Source organism: Halomicrococcus pelagicus (assembly GCF_050954125.1).
The window spans coordinates 37,565-58,510 of the sequence record NZ_JBPBWC010000016.1 but is presented as its reverse complement, the minus strand read 5'-3'; the positions used below and the strand labels follow the sequence as shown (position 1 = coordinate 58,510).

Here is a 20,946-nt window from a genome sequence, read left to right as displayed (position 1 = left end):
GGTATAGAGCATAGAATTAAATTCGGAAAACGCCGTTCACCCAGGTCCGTTCGGGAGACGAGAACCAGTCATTGTCGCTACATCCCGGCCTCGTAGATGCCGTGCCACGGTCGTTCTCGTTCGACGGCGATGCTGGCGGCCAGCACGGTGTCGTCTTCGTACCGACGGCCAACGACCTGCATCCCGACCGGAAGCCCGTCCTCGACGAGCCTTGCAGGCACCGACGACGCCGGATGCCCTGTCCAGTTGAACGGCCACGTCAAGTACTGGTCTATTTCCAGCTCGTAATCCGCAGGCAGCGTCAACCCGCTTGTGCCCATCGTCGGCGTCACCAGCATTTGGATCCGCTCTCGAATCGTGTCTGGACGGATGGACTGTACGCGGACAGAACAGTGATCAACGTTTCGACGCGTTAGAAACTGTATCAGTAGAAAACGAACGATAAGGATACAGGATTAACAACTGCCGAGATTTCGGAATTCGCTCTGATCGCACTTTGAACAATCAGATGGTTTCGAAATAAAGGTGGTACCGCATTCTTCACATTCAAAAATATCACCGGTCGCCCGTACCTGCTGTTCCGTCTGTTGAGGCGGGTTTCCTGAACTAAAGGTGTCGCGTAACCAATGTAGTATTTCCATAGCTATGCATAGACACAGGCTCCACGTACATATGTTTTATCACCACAATCTCATTCTAGTTTACATTTATAATAAGCATAGATATTTGCACGAAATCAGAATCATTGATCCAGCGGAACGCCCGCAAGCGGGCGTCTGTCTCGCGGATGATCAACCTCGTCCGCGACTATGATAGCACGGAAGGCGTTGATGATGAGACGGAAGATCTCGTGGCAGAAGCAGCGAACGCAGGCCGCCAACGCTTCGAGACTGTCGAGCGCTCCGAGCAGAATACGGCACTGGTGAACTTTCGCGAGCAGCGCGCCGAATACCAGCAGGTCGAAGCAAAGTATCTCGACGTACTGGAAGCCGGACGGAAAATCGCGGATGAACGAAAATCTATGACTGAGAGACGAACGCTGCAATCTAAGAAAGCATACCGCTACAATAGTGCTAGTAGCTCTACTCTTGGCGCCGATGACGGGAGCTATATTCGAACTCTGTGATAACAGGTAAATGATCAGATCGATAGTTTCCTTCTTGCACGGCGAGCGTTCGATACCAATCAATGGTGGCAGTGTCAAGCGTGAAGATGTAGTCAATTCGATCCTTAATGGTGGGGGTGAACCCATGATAGGTTCCCCATGGGCCGTACACTGTATTTGTATTAACTTCTCTCCGAGGATCGAATAAGGAACCCTCGGTACTACCATTTTTCCCAGTCATGATTTGATACGGTTTCCGACTTGGTTTGGAGTTGAAATCGCCTGTGATTACGACATCTTCACCCTTTTCTGCGCGATCGCGTGCGCGCTTACGGATGAGTTTTGCAGACTCAATCCGAGCAGTTTCTCCGACATGTGAAAAGTGGGTGTTGCAGAACCACAGCCGTCTTTTGGTCTTACGATGACGAAGACTTACCCAGGTCGTCACACGTGGGAGATCAGCATCCCAACCGACGCTCGGCTCATTAGGTGTTTCTAAGAGCCAAAATGCGCCTCGTTCAATCGCTTCAAATTGGGTGGAATTCCAGGCAACAGGCACCATCTCACCTTCTCGATCGCCATCATCTCTCCCAACACCATACCAATTGTATTCATCAACTTCTTCACGGAGGTCGTCGTACTGATTTGGTTGTGCCTCTTGTATGCCGAGAAGACCTGAATTGATATCGGTGATTGTCTCAGCAACGCGACTCAGTCGTTCTTCCCACGAATATTCATCGTCAGGATTATCATATCGAATATTGAACGAGCATGCCCTGAGGCGAGTCGGGCGATTACTGGACGGGGATAGATCGTTGGATTGAGGGGCCATATCAGTAGTTGCTGATCCCGTGCTTATTCCAAGTGCTGCTCCAATCGATGTAGAACCTATCCATTGAACGAACTTTCGTCGTGAGAAGTCATCGAGCATAGCACATTAATGTACCTCTTTTAGATATAAATATTTTTATATTTATATAAAATATATTATATATCATAGAAACAGTGTAACCATATGAGGCTCTCGAGAACCAATCCAGTCGGTAAACGTCACTCGGGCGAATGCACAACCACGACCACGAAGACTACCTTCTGTCCCCTCAAGGACAGGAGACCGTCGTGGTTATCCTCGGCATACGACAGTTGTAATTCTCGGTATTCAAGGCTCACCAGGAAGCGTGGAGAGGAGAAACAACGAGACTCTCTCGGCACTTTCTGTCCAATATGTGTGCTGACGATCTTCACGCACGCAGACTGGGAGCAGGCGAGTGAGACTCAGTTATCCGAGCAGGAGTGCATCGCTATCTTGGCGGTCTCCTGGAGGATGTCGTAGCCGTGCGTCGGATAGCGCTCGATTGTGTGGCTACAGACGTGGCGGTCGCTTGAGATCAAATTGGAGGATGACGTAAGGGACGTCTGTCATTACTTGACGTTGCTTTCCAGGAGCCGCGTCTGTGAAAATGATAGAGACAAGGTCCTAGTATGTAGGGAAGCATCTCCGAGACTGCCGTCGCCAGAGCAAGATAGCGAGAAGGGACGTAGACCTACCGCCATACCGGGCCGACGTCGCCGACGCGATTGACGCCGTGGACGCCCGAGATGTCGCTCGCGAGACGATGGTCGAAAAGGCGTCTTCTCGCGGTTCGGTCGCTCTTGGGCGAGCACGCAGGTTAGTATACTATGCTAACTTCGGAGGTATTCGAGGATGACATCCCCGTGGCACGCTTTCGGAGTGCACCAACAGGCCAGAGTCTTGCCACGGAGCTCCTCGACAGCGTCTCGGAACTCATCGTCGTCGAATCTGTTTTGAAACGCTTCCCGGTACTTCTCAACTGCTTCTTCTCGCGAGTATCCATCACTCGTTTTGTAGGGATTGCCGAGCCACCCGTCGTCGCCAACGTCGGTGTTCAGCAGGTGGCTCTCACCGCCGTTGGCTCTCCCGATATCGATATCGTACTCGTCGGTGTTGCGCTGGTTAACGAGGCGGGTCTGTACGTCGCCTGTGAGCGTGGTCTGTTTCGTCATTGTCGCGACCGACGTATAGGCCAGTGACATTCGTCTCACCGTCGTTGACACTACTCTCAGGGAGGTCATCAGCAGGGACGGCGTTGAGCGAGCTGTCGGCAGTCACGTCTTCACTGCCGGTCAATTGCATATAGTAGAGTATGGCCGAATAGAAAACGGTGGATGGATGACAGCGTCAACGGCAGGTGGAGAGCCGTCGGCGTCAGCCGGCAGCGGAGGGCAATGAAGTAGATGATCGCATGTTCGAGTGAGCGCACACGGTCACGTGTATTTTCTCATATTCCTGTGTCTGCATCTGCGCGTCCACGCCGGTGTGAGTCACCAGACACCGACGGGGCTGCCAGATGCAACTCATCGGTGAGCGTGCTTGGTCTTAGACCCCCGGTGTCGTTTCACAATTTGAACGCTCTGAACAGTTGTCAGAAATCTCCGGCGTGATTGAAGGGTTTGAATCGTGGACGCTCATTTCGTTTACGTTGTGCTTAGTGTCTAGTTAGTATATAGTGCTAACATCACCGGCTGCATATGTTTGCGCTCGGGCAGGCAGAGTCACTGTGTTTCCAGCACACGACGGTCAGCATTCTCAGGGTGAGAAATACCTGTTACTACCGTAGCGCACGATACTGCGTCCCATCACCACCCTGAGCGTAGAGATAGTGCCGATGCTCATGGAAGACAATAAGAATCGCTCCATCTGTAAGCCAGGTGAAGAAGATGTCTTAGAGCGGTGTGATCACGCATGCAACGGCAGATCGTATTCTAGAACAGATGACGACCAAGAATCTGGATTCGTCCCTTAGTAGGCGACGAATAACTATGGAGACAGCGCGATTCAACTTTGACTCAGCAGAATCATACTCAGTGATCACCCATGACCAGAACTGTCGTAATCGGCCTTGACGGAGCCGGATTCGAACTGCTTGAACCGTGGATTGAAGCAGGCGAACTTCCAGTATTGGAACGCATCGTCGAACAGGGTGTCACAGGCGAGTTGCAGTCTGTGCTACCGCCAGTCACCTCGCCAAACTGGAAAGCCTATGCGACCGGCAAGAATCCCGGGAAGCTTGGTATCTTTTGGTGGTATAATATCGACACTGCCAATCAGCGCGTCTACCTCCCAGCGGAACGGTATCATAATCATGCTGAATACTGGGACCGACTCGCTGAACAGGAACGGGTTGGCGTTCTCGGAGTCCCAACTACTTATCCACCAAAGTCAGTTGGAGAAGCATATATTTCGGGAGCGCCAGACGCAGACACGACCGGATTCACAGCGCCGACTGAGCTTGAGGACGAACTCCAAGAGGAGTTTGATTACCGCGTCACAATCAGACGGTCCCTGGAATCTGAGACGGAGGCCGCCTACGAGGAAATCTTGGATCGGATCGATTCACAATTTCAGGTAGGTAAGCATCTGCTTGATAGCCATGATCTTTCCTTTTTGCAACTAACGTCGTTCTATATCAACGTTCTCCACCATCATTTCTGGGATGACGAGCGGACGCTGCGAGCGTGGAAGCAGATTGACGATCATCTCGCGTCGTTCCTCACTGACGACACAAACCTTGTTCTCATGAGTGACCATGGCCATGCTGAGATACAAACTGTCTTCTATCTCAACCGGTGGCTCAAACAAGAAGGGTATCTCTCGTTCGATACTGACGTTAGTAGTACTCTCCATCAAGCAGGGGTGACGGCCGACCGAATCAATGAAACGCTCGCAAATGTCGATTCATACGTCCCGTTTGACCCGCAGTCGATCGCTGGAGAGTTAGTTCCCGATAGTCTGATCAATCGACTTCCAAATAGTGAGGGGAATGTCGGTCGTGGCAAACTTGATACAGCCAATTGGGAGCAGACGGCAGCAATCGCAAGTGCCCAAGGCCCTCTCTATCTTAATGTAACCGGTTCACAATATGATTCACTGCGTGATGAGCTCATTACAAAACTGGAGCGTATGACAACGCCTGATGGCCATCCAATTACACAGGGAGTATACCGCGGTGAAAACGTCTATAGCGGCACATATACCGAGGAATGGCCTGATATCGTTATTGACAAAGCACCGTATATCCACATCTCAGATAAACTTGGTGGAGACGAGATATTTACACGTGATCACGAGATGTGGCGCGGCGTGAATACGCGGTCTGGATTATTTGCCGCAACTGGGCCGATGTTTACCACGGGGACAATCGATGATATCTCGATTCTTGATCTCGCGCCAACACTCCTTCACGCACATGATTGCTCGGTGCCCTCCGCTATGGATGGTCGTATCCGGGAAGCAATTTTTACAGAGAAGAAAAGTGGTTAGCAGCAGTGGGCGAGCGCGTCTTTGTCGGTGGTTTCGGTCCCGCAGTGTTCACACCGCCAGTAGCGGTGATCAAAATGGCCGTGTTTGTCGTGGCCGACGTGCGGGCCAGTGACGCGCGTCTCTATGTCGTCGCTCTCCGTGTCGTCGTCAGTAGGGAAGGCGTCAAGGGAGCCGTCGGCGGTCGCGTCTTCGACGGCAGCCATATGCTTACAGAACGCACTCCGGTGGACGTGGTGCGGGCAGGTGCACGTAAGCGCATCACCAGTCTCAGTATCGAGCATCACGACGTATTCGTGCGCAGCGGAAGTGCCGTGCGTCTCATTCGTCACGTCAACTTGGCCAGAGGCTTCGACGTCGAAGCGATGCATTCCTGCTGTACGTGTTTTTTGAGCCCACCAGTAGGTTCAAGGCCTAGAGCTGGTATTATTGAGATGGGTTTCCTTTGGCAGAGAAGCCCACCCTCGCGCTGCTGGCTTAGCGCGAGACGGATTCTTCACTCCTCAAGAGTCTCCGACGGAGAACAGCATCTCCAGTAGATTCGTTCTGTCTGACTGAGAGCAGGAGATGAAATAAGACGTGCGTACGTCTGGAAGGGGGATGACAACACGTTGGGTAGCGTCGGCGGAAGATGCGCGAGATGCGGTGAGCGTTGATGGGTGGGTAGGTGTTCGTACTCGCCTGCATCTCCATCTGCATCTGGCCGGCCATGCCGATGTGAGTCACCAGGCATCGACAGGACCGCCTGATGCAATTCCTCCAAGACAGAGGGTGGTATTAGACCCCTAGCGTCGTTTCGTGAACGGTTTCAACAGTTTTCGCCAGCTTGGAGAGCAGTTGCTTGCTGTGACCTGCCGCAACTCAGTGCGCTTACTTGCAACTGTTTGTTTGTAGTCTATACTAACGTCGTCGATAGCGCGCCTTCATGGTCGGTCGAGCAGCACTGTTAGCGTCTCGGCATGCGAGAGACACCACTCTCAGGATGCAAGATGTAACGAGAAGTCGGGGGACCAGATACGCGCGACGAGGAGTTCGCGATGTAGCTTCTAGTGGAGAAACGTTTCTCGGCGTGAAGACGCAGGTCAGTCGGCGGAACGTGGCGTTCAATTACACTAGGGCGAGAGCGACTAGGGTACAACTTCACGGCTGCAGAAAGCCGAGGCTCACGTCTGGTTCTCTGTTATGATTCGCTATAGCCGCTGCTGATTACCTATATAAATTTCTATTATTTTCGACTCTGGAGCAACAGAAGTAGTTGGACTTTTGGGAGCGGAGAAAAGAGTGACATACATGGCCAAACTTTCGGACATTGCGGTTGACGATCTCCACGACGCATTAGATGATGTTTCGACTGGGAAAGCCGCAAAACGACTAATGATTGCGCTCGCGTACAAGGATGGCGTCTTGGTCGAAACGCTGAGCACTCGCTATGCTATCCCACGGTCGACCGTGTACTATTGGCTTGACCGCTTCGAAGAGATGCCAATAGACGAGGCTATTCAAGACGAAGATCGGCCGGGACGACCACCTGCGCTCACCAATTCCGAGCGTGAACAACTACAATCTGATATAGAAAAGCCACCACGTTCATTTGGTTATGATACTGGATTATGGACTATCGAAGTATTACAAGAGCATATAACTAACAAATACAATGTTTCGTATTCTGATGGTCATATCCGGCGATTGCTTCGTTCCTTCGATACGGAATCAACCTACCTCTAACTCGAATTTCACTCCGTTCTACCTACTCTATGATTCTAAATACTTTTACACAGTTAGCTGGTGAAGCAGGTTCGCTCTTTCCGAAGCACTATTTTCAGGTCACCCAACTCTGGTCATCCTATTGCAGCACAAATAGTGAGGTGAGGACAGAGTCCCTGATAACAACTCGTGCCCCCCGCGTAAGTCTCACTGTATATTCCCGCTGAGGAAGCCAAACTGGAAATAGAACATCAACGACCGAAAACAGCTATAGAGGTATTCACTCAGAAGAACACCGATGATATATTAAATAGGCACAATACCACGGCTTTTAGGCCGTGGAGGATGTCAACGATAGCCCTAATCCCCATCAATCACAAGAATGAGGAACCACACTCAACACCGACTGCTTACTCTTCGTCGTAGTGGAACTCGGTCCACGCACCTTCCTTGTAAGGATACTCGGAAAGGACCTCAAGGTTGATATCGACGCCAAGTCCAGGATCGTCAGGAACCGTAAGTTCCCCTCCTTCAACATTGAACGGTGACTGCAAGATGTCATCCGCAAGTGGGAACGGATACATTCCCGGGTGGCGGTCTGACTCGAAGACGGGGTACTCGAGTAACTCAGAACCAGGGGCAGCGGCAACCAAGTGTGCATTCGCGACGAGTCCGAGCTGGGTGCCGAAATGATGAGGGACAAAGGTGACGTCCGTCTCCTGACAGTACTGGACAACATCCCAGCACCCGGTGAAGCCGCGGTGATGGCGAACGTCACCTTGGAGGAAGTCGACAGCTCCTGTGTCGACAAGCTGTTTCAGGCCCTCTGGTGACTCCTTACTTTCACCGCCAGCAAGCGGTGTCCCTGTTGCATCGCGAAGTTTTCGATACTCAGAATGGGCATCGGGCTTGACCGGCTCCTCAACCCAATATACATCGTATTCTTGAAATTTAGCGGTGAGTTCCTGGACCTGATCAGGACTGTAGGACTTCTCGCCCATCTTCCACCAGGTGTGGGCGTCAACCATGATGTCCATCTCGTCACCGACTGCCTCGCGGATGAGCTTGATCGCTCGAAGATCATCTTCGGGACCGAGACCGGGACGATACTTGTACCCGGAGAACCCATACTCTGCGAGTCCGGCCGCCTCTTCAGCATACCCTTCAGGGGGCATGTACATTCCACCGCTAGCATAGAGCGGAAGCGTCCGGTTGGGGTCAGCGGTGACATCGCTCTGCTTGAGCAGTAGTTTGTAGATTGGCGTGTTCTGGCGTTTGCCGATGAGGTCGTAGAGCGCAATGTCAATCGCGCTGATGATCTGTGAACGGAGGAAGCCGGGAATGTTGATATCGTCGATTAGGTTGTGGGCTGTTGTCACGTCGTCGATTTCTTCGTCTTCGAGCGTGGGTGCGATGACGTCGTCGATAACCTTGACGAAGTTGTTGTGCGTCGCGCCATCGAAGTACTCGCGCATCGCGGAACTGCTAGCTCCGGCGGGAGCGTAACCGACTTCACCGTCTATAGTTTCGACGAGAACCAATACGAAATCGCGCTTCAGGATTTTTCGAGTTCCTCCTGAGAACTCATGTTCGCGGGCTGGTCGAATCGGCGATGACAGTCCGTGGGCCGTGACGTTTGTGATTTTCATGATTGGTGTTAGGTAGTATAAGTTGGTTAGTGTTTCAGGGCGTGTGCGAACGGTTCATTTGCCCTCCGTAATTAGCGGCATGTCTGGTGGTTACATTCGAGACTGGGCATCGGTCTGGTCGAACTCGGCGCTCCTTCGACGAACGGTTGTTACTCGATGACTTTTGCACATGGTTGTAAGGAAGAAATGCCGTTTTCCTGCCGTGGTACTTACGTCGCTTATTGTTGTACGCTTTTTCAGGGTTCGCTGCCGAGGTCATGGCTGGATTATTAGAATTCCCAAGAGTTCTCACTAATTCCCGCCAATAGGAAACTTGTACCCCTAGCTGGCAGGTATCTCGCCGTATTTTGTGATGCCATGTTAGTGACTCTACTATCTTCTATTACTTAATTGTTTTCTCGGGGTTCGATTATAGTAGGGTAGAGGTGCAGGGGAATGGCTTCTGTACTCATCTGCGCGCCGGGTGGTGGCTTGTGATGGATGCGAAGTTTCGTGAGTATAGCTCGCTGAAGCCGTCCACGTTTAAAGAGAACGGTTCTATTGCTGAGCAAAGACTATAAGTCAGGATGTTGACTCAAGCAATATGCCCGTGGCACGCATAGACACCGGAAGTGAAGTCCTGACTGGTGAATTCGATAACGGAACGGTGACCGTTGCTCAGGAGACGTACACTCTCGGTGAAGAGGCGACGCTGCTTCCGCCATGTCAACCGCAGACCGTCTACTGTCTGGGCCGTAACTATCCATCGTACCTCGAGGAGAACGCCGAGGTTATCCAATCGAATCTCAGCCACGATGCGGAGTTTCCGGACGAAGTTCATTTTTTCTTGAAGGGTGGTACCTCCGTGGTCGGTCCCGGCGAACCCATACCCTATCCGACATTCTCCGATTCCCTCGGATATGCGGGCGAACTCGCAGCCGTCATCGATCAGGAGTGCAAACACGTCAATGCCACGGATGTGTCTGACGTCGTCCGCGGCTATACAATCTTGAATGATCTGGACGCCAAGGACCAAACAGGAATTACTAAAATGAAGGTTTTCGATGCCTCTGCACCGCTTGGTCCGGTGATTGCGGACGTGGACCCGTTATCGCTAGAGATGCGCACCACCATCAACGGTGAAGTCCGCCAAGAGAGCAGAACATCCGAAATGCATCGCGGTCCATCGCAAGCTATCGCAGAGCTCTCACACCGGGTTACGCTCCAGCCCGGGGACGTCATCGCGTTTGGGAGTCCTGCTAACCCGGGGTTTCTTGACCCCGGCGACACGGTGGAAGTCTGGTACGAAGGGATTGGAACCCTTCGTAACACCGTTGTGTCACCGAGTTAGTTCGATACCTCCTGACGTATCCGCTTTCGATATCCAATCTACAGAGACGCGAGCCGGGGTTGCCCATGTCGAGTCCCGATCGCGGTACCTCTCTCAGTCATTTCTCATCGATGAATACGCATTCGATGCGTAGTTGAGAACTTCCAGAAATAACAGGGACTATTGTCTAGCGACCCTGAGAACCGTAAACGAGCGACTCCCCACCATAATTATCGAATAGATGGTACTTGTCTTCGTTGAACGAGAGCGTGACCGTGTCTCCCTGTGACACGGCCGTTTCGGGTTCGACGATTGCTTGGAACTCCACTCCGTCCTTTTCCATCGTGAGGAAGAAGTCGGATCCCATTTCTTCGATCACCAGAACTTCTGCGGTAATCGCGTTTTCCACATCACTGACGGACTCACTTCGAAGAGAGGAGATAGAGATGTCTTCCGGTCGGATTCCGTACACCGCATCAAATCCGTCACTCGAACTGCGATCAATTCGGTCGCGCATCCAATCGGGATACGGGAGTGTGAAGCTCTGAGTGTCGATCACTGGCATCCCGCCACCTGAATGGACCTCGACATCGAAGAAGTTCATCTGGGGGCTGCCGATGAAGCCCGCAACGAACTGGTTGGCGGGCTTATCATAAACCTGCTGGGGCGGGGCAATTTGCTGAATTTCGGCGTCGTTCATTACCGCGATACGATCCCCGAGTGTCATCGCCTCGGCCTGATCGTGCGTGACGTAGATCGACGTCTTTCCGATCTTGTCGTGGAGCCGATTCAGCTCGGTACGCATTTTAATCCTGAGCTTCGCGTCGAGATTGCTCAACGGCTCGTCGAACAGGAACACCCGGGGTTCGCGGACTAGCGCACGCCCGAGTGCGACTCGTTGCTGCTGGCCGCCGGAGAGGTCCTTCGGCTGACGGTCGAGTAGCTCCGAAATCTGCAGTAGCTCCGCGGTTTCTCGTACTTTCTGCTTACGCGTCGCTTTGTCGACGCCCCGGACCTTCAGCGGATAGGCCATGTTCTCTTGAACGGTCATGTGTGGATATAGCGCATACGTCTGGAATACCATCGCGATGTCACGCTGTCGCGGTGCCTTCCCGGCCACGCTTTCGTCTTCAATCAGAATCTCACCGTCCGTGATCTCTTCGAGGCCAGCAATCGAGCGAAGGGTCGTGGTTTTGCCACAGCCACTCGGACCGACGAACACGAGAAATTCTCCGTCTTCGACGGTGACGTTCATATTATCGACGGCGACGACGCTATCCTCACCGTCGTCGTAGATCTTGGTCAAGTCGCGCAGTTCCACTTGGCCGCCGGACGCTTGGCTCGCTATGCTCTGGGTCGTGGATTCGATCGACGTTTCGGGGTGGCTGTCAGACATGGGTTGTAATGAATGTTTTTTTAGTGCGATTCGTTAAGTATGTTACGTTGAACCATACCTATCCTTTGATTGCTCCCGCAGTCAGTCCGCTAACGATGTGACGCTGGAACAGGATGACGAAGACCAGCGCCGGAATCATCGCTAGGAAGCCTGCGACGGCCAAGAAGTTCCAGATGACGACGACGTCTTCAACCATCATCATCGCCCCGACAGGGAGCGTCTTCGAGTTAGGGCTCAAGGTCAGCGCCAACGCAAACAGGAACTCCCGCCACGAGAACAGGAATACGAGAATCGCCGAAGCGGCGATTCCCGGCTTCGCCAGTGGGAGGATGACGTCTTTGAACGTCTGGAATCGAGTTGCCCCATCGATGTACGCCGCTTCATCGAGGTCACTCGGAATCGAGATAAAGAAGTTGCGCATCAGCCAGATCACTAGTGGTAGATTCATGTAGGTGTACACCGTAATCAAGGCGATTCGGGTATCCAGAAGCTGGAGTTCGCCGAACAGCCGATAGAACGGAATCAGCATTCCGATTGGTGGCAGTAGTCGCGCTCCCAAGATGCCGATGAAGACGTAATCGTCGTACGGGAACCGGAACCGGGAGAACCCGTATCCGCCGAGCGTCCCGAATATCATCACAATCACGGTCGTCGAGATCGCGATAATCAAGCTATTGAGAGTGAATCGATTGAAGTTACGCTCCGTCCACATCTCAACGTAGTTTTTCCAGACTGGATCGGTTATCTGCTGTGGAATGAGATTCGGCGGGAAGGTGTGAATCCCTTCCATCGTCTTGATTGAAGAGGCAAACGTCCAATAGATCGGGAACGTGAAGTAGAGCACTGCCAGAGTGAGGACGCCGAACACGACGTACTTGCTCTGGATTGCTTTTGCCACTGACTGTACAGCGTTGTACCGCCATTCCGAGTCGTTGAACGAGTCTTGGATTGACATTGATATCACTTACGCAGTTTCCAGCGCGTCTTCCTGTATCATTTTCACGTACAGTGCCACGATGATCAGCGTCATCAGAATCATGACGATTGACAGTGCTGCCGAGTAACCGAGTCGAAGCTGTTTAACACCGGAACTGTAGATGTACGTCGCAAGCACTTCCGTTGCGTTCCCTGGTCCGCCTTGGGTGAGCGAGAAGACAATCGAGAACGTGCGGAACGCGAACATCGTCATGATTAACAGCGCGACGCCGGCCGACGGCTTGATCTGTGGCAGCGTGATGTCACGGAACTTCGCGAAGTCAGTCGCCCCGTCAACCGTCGCGGCCTCGTACAGCGTGTCTGGAATGGTCTGGAGGCCGGCAAGGAGGATGATCGTCGCGAATGGGGCGCGAGACCAAGCGTCTACTATCACGACTGAAATGAACGCAAGTGTCGGCTCGGTAACGAATGGTAAGTTTTCCGATGTGATCCCAGTTCCGACGAGGATGGCGTTGACGACGCCGTAATCGGCGTGGAGCATGAACCGCCAGATGAGGCCCGTAACCACAAGCGGTACTGCCCAGGCGAGTAGGATTAACACCGTGAACGAACTTCGAATTCGCTGATTGACAATCTTGTTTAGCGCGAGTGCACAGGTGAACCCGATGAGGAATGCGAGCGTCACGGATCCCAGCGTGTATAGGATTGAGTGGCGCAACGACATGAAGAACATCGGGTCTTGGAATATATCGACGTAATTCTGTAATCCGATGAATTCCTGGCCGCCGTATCGACTGATACTGTGGACGCTAGTCCAGATGAGATAACCTACGGGGAAAGCGACGAGGATCCCCAACAGGGTTATTGGCGGAAACAGGACTACTTTCATGAAGTTATCGTTTATGAACTCCCGTATCGGTCCTATTTCACCGGGTTCTTCGTCTGTGAACAGACCTTTGACTTGTTCGTAAACCGATGATATGGTCCGCGATACCATAGTCCAATATCCTCTTTCAAACAGTATAAAACCTCCCATAATACTCCTTTCATTTTTTCCGAGAGCCAACATTCTAACCGAACGTGCGATGCACGGAATACTACAATCTTCGGACAGCCTCATCAACACCTTGCTCCAAGAGTCGATGAGCAGAACCTCCGTCAATACAGGCAATCGATCCTCTCAGCATTCGTTACAAGCTGTGCCCTACATCGCAGAGAAAGACGGTAGGAGAGCACGAGATACAGCACGATGCGTCACCGGCAGCGTAGCCGACGCCGTACGAACCCACTCAATCTGCGAGCGAAGGTTACTGATCGAGGACGCCGTCAATCATCTCTTGGGCGTTGTTCAGCGCCGCCTTTGGTTTCGTGTTCCCGCCCCACGCCTTCTGGAGGTTCGGGACGATAGCTTCTTCGATCGTCTGGATTTGGCGCGGCCACATTCCTTCCCGTGCGTTTTGGATCGATTCCTGGACGATGTCCTTGAAGTGCGTGATTTCCTCCTGTTCCTGTTCGACGATGTCCCACGCGGCGCTGTTAGTCGGCATGTTCCCCTCCTGAATGAACTCCTGCGCTTCGGCCTCGGCACTCCGAGCGCCATCTAGATAGACCTTCGCTGCGCGCTTTTTCTTCGCTGGGGCGTACCGGTTGATGCACAGACAGTCCGTGCCGATGAACGTGGTGTGTTCGCCGTTGTTGTCGGCCTTCGCCGGTAAGCCGAGGTCGTAGGCCTCGCCTGGAGCGCCCAACTCCTCCAGAGCCATCGGGATCATCTTCGACCCGCCGACGTAGCTGACGACCCTGTCCGAGAGGAAGAGATCCTCCGGACCGCCCTGACCGTACTGGAGCACGTCAGGAACCAGATTTTCTTCGATGAGATTCACCTGTTCCTCGAGCGCGTTGACGCCTGCTTCACTGTTCACGACGACGGTTCCATCGTCTTTGACGATGTTCTCTCCCTGCGACCAGACCCGAAGCATCCAGGGGTAGGAGGGATACCGTACACCGCCTCCGTACCAGACGTAGCCGTGGTAGTCTTTGCTCTGAGATTTTGCCTCCTCACAAACCTCGCGGATGTCCGACCAAGTTGGCCGCTTCAGGAAGTCCGCCTCGAATCCGAGTTCCTGCAGTAAGTCGGGCCGGTAGTTCTGAAGTGAACCCTCTGCGATGGCAACGCTCATGTAGATGTGTTCGCCGTCCCTCGATGCATCGATGTCCGTCACAAACTCTTCCTTGAATGCGCGCGGGAAGTACTCGTAGGCCTTGTTGTTCCAAAGGTCGTCGACCGGTTCGAGCCAGCCCGGTTCGACGAAATCCAGATACATCTGGCGATCGACCTGCATTATGACCGGCGACTTCGATTGTGAGGACAACACGGTCGTTATCTTGCCACTGGCCTGTTTTGAGGGAACGACGATCGGCGAGACGTTGATTTCGGTTCGTTTCTTGAACCGGTCTTGGAACCACTTGGTTGCCGGGTCGTGCTTCATCGACCCGAGGTTGAAGTACTTAATCCCGTTGCTGACCTGGTCCTTATTGAATTCGGGCGGAACGTACTTCTCGCCCGAAATTCTGTCGGCAATCGATTTTGGCTTCGACCAGCTGGCCCAGTCTACTTGATTCTGGCTGTTGTTTGAGTCGCTTCCTATACAACCTGCTATCCCGGCAATCCCAGCCGCACTGGCCGCTTTTACGAATCTGCGCCTATTGATACCCTGTGGCATACACGTTCCTATAATTCCATCTACCAATATAAAAGTACCTGATGGTACACCCGCAATAATAGCAGAATTATCTATCGGAGGATGGAGAGTCGGGTCACAATTCAACCGATTGACTTCCGAATCGACGCTAAAGATCTCATTTTCAGTCACTCGGAAACTAACCGAAGAACGACCAATCGGCAGATTGTGATGCCGTGGTTATCCCGGAGCAGACGTACCACGACGATATCGGAGGATACCATCACACCACCCCTCGCAAAAGCGCTTAGTAGCGGGTGTGATCGTAACGAGAAGCGATGTGAAGTTATGATCTGCTCAGTAGGACATGTAGACGGTCTTCGGGAGTGTGTAGAAATCGAGAGCGGCGTCACCCTGCTCGCGGAACGTCTCGCTCGACGACCCCTTGACACCGCCGAACGGTACGTGGAGTTCAAGTCCGGTCGTCTTCTCGTTGACCTTGGCAACACCAACTTCTGCCTCCTCGACGAACCGGTTAGCCTCGCGGAGATCAGACGTCACGATGCTCGCCGAAAGCCCAAAGTCAACGTCGTTGGCAATTTCGATGGCATCGTCAAGACTGCTAATCGGGATAACCGAAAGCACCGGACCGAAGATTTCTTCTCGAGCGATACGCATTTCGGGTTCGACATCGGCGAACACAGCCGGTTCGACGTAGTATCCATCATCGTAGCCACCACCATCGAGGCGTTCACCACCAGTCAGCAGTGTCGCCCCTTCGTCGCTACCGAGTGAAACGTACTCCAGGGTACTATCGAGTTCGTCACGACTTGCGTGCGGCCCCATATCTAGATTCTCCGTTCCTGGGCCGATTTCGATTTCCTCCGCTTGGTCGACGATTCGGTCCACAAACTCATCGTACACGCGCTCGTGTACGAGAGCGCGCGACGTAGCGGTGCAGGCTTGCCCAGTCACGCCAAACGCACCCGCTGCAACGATGTCGACGGCCTCGTCAAGGTCGGCGCTCGGCATTACGACGGCCGGGTTCTTGCTTCCCATCTCCAGCTGAACCCGTTTCTGGTCCTCGGTTGCGCTCTGATAGACGTGGTCACCGACTTTGGCGCTCCCCGTAAACGAGACTGCATCCACATTCTCGTGAGTGGTAAGGACACCACCGACTTCGCTTCCGGACCCGGTAACGTAATTTAAAACCCCATCCGGAAGTCCCGCTTCATCGAGGCACTCGACGAGATTTCGAGCGATCTCTGGAGTAAGGGACGCGGGTTTGAACACCACGGCGTTTCCGGTCGCGAGCGCGGGAGCGATTTTCCATGCCGGAATGGCTATCGGGTAGTTCCACGGTGTGATTAGCGCAGTAACCCCCAGCGGTTCCTCAACCGTGTAGAGGTTCTGGTCCGACGCACTCGGCGACTTTACTCTTCCACCGAGGTCCCGGGCCTTCGCCGCATAGTACTGGAAGATATCGACCGCCCGCTGGACCTCTCCTGAGGCCTCGTCCAGCGTCTTTCCTTCTTCACGGGACAGCGTCTCGGTCAACTCGTCCTTTCGATCAGCGAGTAGGCGAGAGGTGTCTTCGAGAACACGTCCCCGCTCGGGCGCGGGTGTGTCAGCCCATGCATCAGCAGCAGTGACTGCAGCCTCAACCGCCGCTACTGCGTCCTCCTCCGAAGAGCGCTGGTAGCGACCGATTAGCTCGTCGGTGTTCGAGGGACTCCGGTTATCGAACGTTTCGCCGGTCGTAGCTTCGGTCCACTCGCCGTCGATGTAGTTTTGGTATGTCTGTGTCATATGTCGATGATGCCGTGTCGTCCGTACCGTGTTCGGAAAGGCAACCTGAGCCTGCACATTGTGATTTCATTGGGTAGCAGGCGGCATTTCGGACTCTGCTCTTGCTGGATTGCCTTGAAGGATGAATGATGTCCCTCCTCTAAAAGTTGTTGTTGTCTGCAACATAGCAGAGAGATTCAGTGTTCACCTCCACCTTAGATTTATCCCGTGTGCGCTCGGTTACGGTAGTATGGCTGACCAGCCAACCACCCTCTTGTTACCCGAAGTACCGCACAGTGGAGACCCATCCGAACTCGCCCGCGAAATCAATCGTCAAGTGACGGATGTCAACCTGCAACTCGCCGAAAGTTACAACGACGCTCTCGCCCGCATAGCGTCAGCGGACATCGTTATTACCCGTGCACTCACCCCCGAATTGCTCGACCACGCGGACAGCCTCGACTGGATACAGGCCCTCAACGCCGGCGTTGACAGCTATGACCTCAACCGAATCGAGGAGATGGGTATCGTCCTCACGAACGCCGCAGGAGTTCACGCCAACCCTATCGCCGAACAGGTGCTTGGGTATATGCTTGTCTTCGAGCGGAACCTTCACCGCGGCATCGAACAGCAACGCCAGAATATCTGGCAGCACTACAGCGGCGGTGAACTCCGCGGCAAGACACTGGGCGTCCTCGGCGTTGGCGCAATCGGTGGCCGAATCGCCGAGCTTGGATCCGCACTCGGGATGACCGTTCTCGGGACGAAACGCGATACGACGACTGCCCCTGATGCTGTCGACGGGGTTTTTCCACCCGACGAGACCCATCACGTGCTCGCCGAGAGCGACTACATCGCCATCGCCTGTCCACTGACCGATCAAACAGAAGGGCTCCTCGGCCTGCAAGAATTCACCTCGATGAAACGGGATGCCGTGGTAATCAATATCGGTCGCGGCCCGATCATCAACCAGGACGACTTGATCACAGCGATTCAGAAGGGGAAGATCCGTGGAGCCGCCCTCGATGTTACTGACCCTGAACCGCTACCGCAGGATTCGCTGCTATGGGACCTGTCGGACGTTATCGTAACACCGCACATGGCCGGGTCGACACCACATTACTGGGAGCGCAGTGCGGAAATCTTCGCGACAAACTACGAACGATACCTGGCTGATGAGATGGACGCCTTCGTTAATCGGGTTATCTAACACGGAAGCCGATTATCTCAGACCAGAGGTTCGTTAACCGCATTGTGTGGTTTCCGGCCTTCGAGGACTCTTCGGACGTCAGTCGCCGCCTTCCGACGCTTCTCATCGCTTGCCTCAACTGAATACCAGGCTATGTGGGGAGTGAGAATGACGTTGTCCAACTCGCGGAACTCGCTCTCGAACGTCGGCGATGTCCCGTCGTATCGATCCGCCGGTTCCGTGCTGAACACGTCGAGGGCGGCACCCGAAATATCTCCGTTCTGTAACGCCCGCTGGAGGTCCGATTCGACGACGAGACCGCCACGCGCGACGTTGACGAGATAGGCGTCGGATTTCATGCGCGCGAAAACGTCCGCATCGAATTTGGCCTCAGTTTCCTCAGTCAACGGGGCGTGGACGGAGACCGTATCGGCGGTTTCGACCACTTCGTCGAACGACTGTTTCTCGACGCCGTAATCCCTCATCTCGTCGGCGTTGACGTACGGGTCGGTTGCGATAACGTCCATGCCGAGTGCCTGCGCCTTTTTGGCGACGAGTCGTGCGATAGTTCCGAATCCGACTAACCCGAGCGTACGAGTTCGCAGTCGATGAATGGGTATCGAACCGATGCCTTTCTCCCATCGACCGCGCTTGAGATCCGCGTCGTAGCTGACGAGATTACGCTCGAGTGCGAGAATGAGGAGGAGTGCATGCTCTGAAACTTCTTCCTCGCAGTAGCTCGGGACATTCACTACGTACGTGCCTTGTTCGGCGGCGGCGGCGAGATCGATCTTGTCAACACCAATTCCGCAGCGGGCGATGATGTCACAGTTCAGCGCGGTCACGACCTCGGCCGTGTACGGGGCGTTCAATACGCGATCGATGACCGCATCGACGCCGTTGAGTTTCTCAATGAGCTCATCGGTCGACCGGACATCGACCGTCCGGAACGTAGTGTCAATTCCGTTGAACACTTCTCGCTCGATGCTCAAATCAAATGCACTGCCTGCGGTAACGCCGACGGTCAATCGATCAGAGGACGATGACATGTGACGTGTCTGCGCGGTAGCTCCTGATAAAACCTAGGAATAGTGCCAGACTTTACCCCGAAACTATTATACTCAGAGCGACAATGGCGAAACCATGGCGACTCATAGCGAGAGCCGTAACTCGAAGCCTGGTGGCGACCACGTCTACGACGCACTGGTTGACGCTGGCATCGAACTCTTGGTCGGCCTCCCCGGCACGCAGACGCTCCCGCTCGATCGCGTTGTTGCCGAGCGCGACGAGATGGAGTACGTGATGGCGCGCCACGAAACCTCGATTCCGCATGTCGCCTGGGGATACTACGAGGCGAGCGACAATCCCGCGGCGACGCTCACTGTTCCAGGCCCAGGCGATACGAACGCAATGCACGGCCTCAAGAACGCCTACGAGGACTGCGTTCCTATAATCCATATTTCGGCGGATATCGATCCGGAGGACCGCGGCAAAGGGCCAATCCACGAGATCGAGTCTGACACGTACGACAACGTCGTGAAGGCGAACGTCAACGTGGAGACCGAGGCCGAACTGACGGAGAAAGTCGAACGCGCCATCGAGCTTGCTCTGACGCCTCCGTATGGCCCGGTCCGGATCGGAGTGCCGTCTAGTCTGCTCGAAGCTACCTTCGAAGCGTCGACAGTCTCAGTCACCCCAGAGACGATACAACACGACAACGAGGCGGCGTACGCCGACGCGGTTAAAGCGCTCGCGAACGCGAAACAGCCGATAGTATACGTCGGCGGTGGTGCACGCCGGTCGACAGGTGCAGGCGAGATCGTCACAAACCTCGCCGAGACGCTCGATGCGCCGGTCCTCTCCTCGTACAAGGGGAAGGGCGTGTTTCCCGAGGATGACCGTCGATTCCTCGGCGTAACCGCGAAACACCTCCCGGAGAGCGCAAGACAAGTCCTCGATGTGGCGGATACCGTGCTCGCGCTGGGGACGGACTTCGACGGCATTACCACTGCGAACTGGGATCTTCCGATGGGCGAAACACTGATTCACGTGAATCTCGATCCGACCGATATCGACGTTGCCTACGACTCTGACATCGCCATTGTCGACGACGTTGAGAGCGCGGGTAAGCGGCTGCTGAAGGACATCCGTCACACCACCGGTCAAAGCGAGTCATGGGACGGTGCGGAACTTGCATCGAGTGCCCGTGCAGAGTACATCGACAATCTTGAGGAGAGAGGGTTACTATCGGACTCGCCAGTGAACACACCGGGCGTACTCCGAACAGTTCGTGATGTCCTTCCCCGAGAGGCGATAGTGACGACGGATATCGGCGGTTTCCGCCTCTGGTCGAAGCAAGTGTTTGAGGCATACAATCATCACCAGTACATCACTGCTGGTTCTTGGGCAGGCATGGGTGTCGGCTTGCCCGCTGCCCTCGGCGCACAACTGGCGCACCCGGATGTTCCCATCGTGACACTCACAGGCGATGGGGGGCTAATGATGTGCCTCACTGAACTTCATACCGCAGTTGAGCACGGCCTCAACGTTGTCGTAGTCGTGTTCAACAACAGTGACTATGGTATCATCAGTAAATCGCCGAAGATTGATCAATATGCGGACGGTCACCGATTCGAATGGAGTTCGCCCGACATCGCTGCCATCGCCGAAGGATTCGGCTGCCGGGGTATCGATGTTGAGTCCAGGACAGCGGTACGCGATGCGCTCACCGATGCGTTGGACAGGGAGAGACCGACGGTGATCAACGTCGACATCCCACGTACCGAGCCCTCAGCTGTCGAAGCAAGCCAGTACTCATCGGGAATCAGTCCGTCCTGAGAAAAACGAGCT

General features: G+C 54.1%; 17 protein-coding genes. 6 read left to right on the top strand and 11 right to left on the bottom strand.

All coding sequences use genetic code 11. From position 1 onward, the window contains the following. Window positions 1-77: 77 nt before the first annotated feature. On the bottom strand, window positions 78-338 hold the full coding sequence (locus ACRYA2_RS20815) for an amidase family protein (RefSeq protein WP_433632645.1): 261 nt from the start codon (window positions 336-338) through the stop codon (window positions 78-80). Between the two features lie 449 nt (window positions 339-787). On the opposite strand from ACRYA2_RS20815, the gene ACRYA2_RS20810 reads away from it, so the two are divergent. Further along, the gene (locus ACRYA2_RS20810) at window positions 788-1,126 is read left to right on the top strand and encodes a hypothetical protein (RefSeq protein WP_433632643.1); all 339 of its coding nucleotides are present in this window, start codon (window positions 788-790) and stop codon (window positions 1,124-1,126) included. Here the strand turns inward: ACRYA2_RS20810 and ACRYA2_RS20805 are convergent. Next, window positions 1,083-2,036, bottom strand: coding sequence for an endonuclease/exonuclease/phosphatase family protein (locus tag ACRYA2_RS20805; RefSeq protein ID WP_433632640.1), 954 nt, complete (start codon window positions 2,034-2,036; stop codon window positions 1,083-1,085). The two genes, ACRYA2_RS20810 and ACRYA2_RS20805, sit on opposite strands and share 44 nt — an antisense overlap. 752 nt (window positions 2,037-2,788) lie before the next feature. Next, window positions 2,789-3,130 carry a DUF4326 domain-containing protein gene (locus tag ACRYA2_RS20800; protein WP_433632638.1) on the bottom strand — a complete coding sequence of 114 codons (342 nt, stop codon included), beginning with the start codon at window positions 3,128-3,130 and terminating at the stop codon, window positions 2,789-2,791. Window positions 3,131-4,001: 871 nt separating this feature from the next. Between ACRYA2_RS20800 and ACRYA2_RS20795 the strand changes: the two genes are divergently transcribed. Further along, window positions 4,002-5,447, top strand: a complete 1,446-nt coding sequence (locus ACRYA2_RS20795) for an alkaline phosphatase family protein (RefSeq protein WP_433632635.1) — start codon at window positions 4,002-4,004, stop codon at window positions 5,445-5,447. Here the strand turns inward: ACRYA2_RS20795 and ACRYA2_RS20790 are convergent. Then, window positions 5,444-5,728 (bottom strand): DUF8118 domain-containing protein, encoded by a 285-nt coding sequence (locus ACRYA2_RS20790; protein WP_433632633.1) that lies wholly within the window; start codon window positions 5,726-5,728, stop codon window positions 5,444-5,446. The genes ACRYA2_RS20795 and ACRYA2_RS20790 overlap by 4 nt on opposite strands. A gap of 1,006 nt (window positions 5,729-6,734) precedes the next feature. On the opposite strand from ACRYA2_RS20790, the gene ACRYA2_RS20785 reads away from it, so the two are divergent. Next, entirely contained in the window at window positions 6,735-7,169 is a 435-nt protein-coding gene (locus tag ACRYA2_RS20785) for a helix-turn-helix domain-containing protein (protein ID WP_433632630.1), read from the top strand. Window positions 7,170-7,558: 389 nt separating this feature from the next. Here ACRYA2_RS20785 and ACRYA2_RS20780 read toward each other — a convergent pair whose 3' ends face one another. Next, window positions 7,559-8,797 carry a mandelate racemase/muconate lactonizing enzyme family protein gene (locus ACRYA2_RS20780; RefSeq protein ID WP_433632627.1) on the bottom strand — a complete coding sequence of 413 codons (1,239 nt, stop codon included), beginning with the start codon at window positions 8,795-8,797 and terminating at the stop codon, window positions 7,559-7,561. 583 nt (window positions 8,798-9,380) lie between these two features. Here ACRYA2_RS20780 and ACRYA2_RS20775 point away from each other — a divergent pair. Beyond that, window positions 9,381-10,127 carry a fumarylacetoacetate hydrolase family protein gene (locus ACRYA2_RS20775; RefSeq protein ID WP_433632624.1) on the top strand — a complete coding sequence of 249 codons (747 nt, stop codon included), beginning with the start codon at window positions 9,381-9,383 and terminating at the stop codon, window positions 10,125-10,127. A 166-nt stretch (window positions 10,128-10,293) separates the two neighbouring features. Here ACRYA2_RS20775 and ACRYA2_RS20770 read toward each other — a convergent pair whose 3' ends face one another. From ACRYA2_RS20770 to xacF, 5 genes are all read right to left on the bottom strand, one after another. Further along, a complete protein-coding gene (locus ACRYA2_RS20770) occupies window positions 10,294-11,502 on the bottom strand; it encodes an ABC transporter ATP-binding protein (protein ID WP_433632621.1) in 1,209 nt (402 codons plus the stop codon). A gap of 58 nt (window positions 11,503-11,560) precedes the next feature. Then, on the bottom strand, window positions 11,561-12,400 hold the full coding sequence (locus ACRYA2_RS20765) for a carbohydrate ABC transporter permease (protein ID WP_433632619.1): 840 nt from the start codon (window positions 12,398-12,400) through the stop codon (window positions 11,561-11,563). 66 nt (window positions 12,401-12,466) lie between these two features. Further along, complete coding sequence (locus ACRYA2_RS20760) at window positions 12,467-13,435, bottom strand: carbohydrate ABC transporter permease (RefSeq protein ID WP_433632616.1); 969 nt, start codon at window positions 13,433-13,435, stop codon at window positions 12,467-12,469. Window positions 13,436-13,745: 310 nt separating this feature from the next. Next, window positions 13,746-15,161, bottom strand: coding sequence for an extracellular solute-binding protein (locus ACRYA2_RS20755; protein ID WP_433632614.1), 1,416 nt, complete (start codon window positions 15,159-15,161; stop codon window positions 13,746-13,748). A 315-nt stretch (window positions 15,162-15,476) separates the two neighbouring features. Then, on the bottom strand, window positions 15,477-16,928 hold the full coding sequence (gene xacF, locus ACRYA2_RS20750) for a 2,5-dioxovalerate dehydrogenase (protein WP_433632611.1): 1,452 nt from the start codon (window positions 16,926-16,928) through the stop codon (window positions 15,477-15,479). 229 nt (window positions 16,929-17,157) lie between these two features. Between xacF and ACRYA2_RS20745 the strand changes: the two genes are divergently transcribed. After that, entirely contained in the window at window positions 17,158-18,117 is a 960-nt protein-coding gene (locus tag ACRYA2_RS20745) for a D-2-hydroxyacid dehydrogenase (RefSeq protein ID WP_433632609.1), read from the top strand. Between the two features lie 17 nt (window positions 18,118-18,134). Here the strand turns inward: ACRYA2_RS20745 and ACRYA2_RS20740 are convergent, their stop codons facing one another. Then, complete coding sequence (locus tag ACRYA2_RS20740) at window positions 18,135-19,145, bottom strand: C-terminal binding protein (protein ID WP_433632607.1); 1,011 nt, start codon at window positions 19,143-19,145, stop codon at window positions 18,135-18,137. A 94-nt stretch (window positions 19,146-19,239) separates the two neighbouring features. Between ACRYA2_RS20740 and ACRYA2_RS20735 the strand changes: the two genes are divergently transcribed. Continuing rightward, complete coding sequence (locus tag ACRYA2_RS20735; protein ID WP_433632604.1) at window positions 19,240-20,934, top strand: thiamine pyrophosphate-binding protein; 1,695 nt, start codon at window positions 19,240-19,242, stop codon at window positions 20,932-20,934. The last annotated feature ends 12 nt before the right edge of the window (window positions 20,935-20,946 follow it).

Bases quoted from the DNA above. Each gene is read 5' to 3' on its own strand.
- ACRYA2_RS20795 (WP_433632635.1), top strand. From the start codon at position 4,002: ATGACCAGAACTGTCGTAATCGGCCTTGACGGAGCCGGATTCGAACTG.
- ACRYA2_RS20815 (WP_433632645.1), bottom strand. From the start codon at position 338: ATGCTGGTGACGCCGACGATGGGCACAAGCGGGTTGACGCTGCCTGCG.
- ACRYA2_RS20790 (WP_433632633.1), bottom strand. From the start codon at position 5,728: ATGCTCGATACTGAGACTGGTGATGCGCTTACGTGCACCTGCCCGCAC.
- ACRYA2_RS20800 (WP_433632638.1), bottom strand. From the start codon at position 3,130: ATGACGAAACAGACCACGCTCACAGGCGACGTACAGACCCGCCTCGTT.
- ACRYA2_RS20740 (WP_433632607.1), bottom strand. From the start codon at position 19,145: ATGTCATCGTCCTCTGATCGATTGACCGTCGGCGTTACCGCAGGCAGT.
- ACRYA2_RS20780 (WP_433632627.1), bottom strand. From the start codon at position 8,797: ATGAAAATCACAAACGTCACGGCCCACGGACTGTCATCGCCGATTCGA.
- ACRYA2_RS20810 (WP_433632643.1), top strand. From the start codon at position 788: ATGATCAACCTCGTCCGCGACTATGATAGCACGGAAGGCGTTGATGAT.
- ACRYA2_RS20735 (WP_433632604.1), top strand. From the start codon at position 19,240: ATGGCGACTCATAGCGAGAGCCGTAACTCGAAGCCTGGTGGCGACCAC.
- ACRYA2_RS20770 (WP_433632621.1), bottom strand. From the start codon at position 11,502: ATGTCTGACAGCCACCCCGAAACGTCGATCGAATCCACGACCCAGAGC.
- ACRYA2_RS20760 (WP_433632616.1), bottom strand. From the start codon at position 13,435: ATGGTATCGCGGACCATATCATCGGTTTACGAACAAGTCAAAGGTCTG.
- ACRYA2_RS20785 (WP_433632630.1), top strand. From the start codon at position 6,735: ATGGCCAAACTTTCGGACATTGCGGTTGACGATCTCCACGACGCATTA.
- ACRYA2_RS20775 (WP_433632624.1), top strand. From the start codon at position 9,381: ATGCCCGTGGCACGCATAGACACCGGAAGTGAAGTCCTGACTGGTGAA.
- xacF (WP_433632611.1), bottom strand. From the start codon at position 16,928: ATGACACAGACATACCAAAACTACATCGACGGCGAGTGGACCGAAGCT.
- ACRYA2_RS20805 (WP_433632640.1), bottom strand. From the start codon at position 2,036: ATGCTCGATGACTTCTCACGACGAAAGTTCGTTCAATGGATAGGTTCT.
- ACRYA2_RS20745 (WP_433632609.1), top strand. From the start codon at position 17,158: ATGGCTGACCAGCCAACCACCCTCTTGTTACCCGAAGTACCGCACAGT.
- ACRYA2_RS20755 (WP_433632614.1), bottom strand. From the start codon at position 15,161: ATGCCACAGGGTATCAATAGGCGCAGATTCGTAAAAGCGGCCAGTGCG.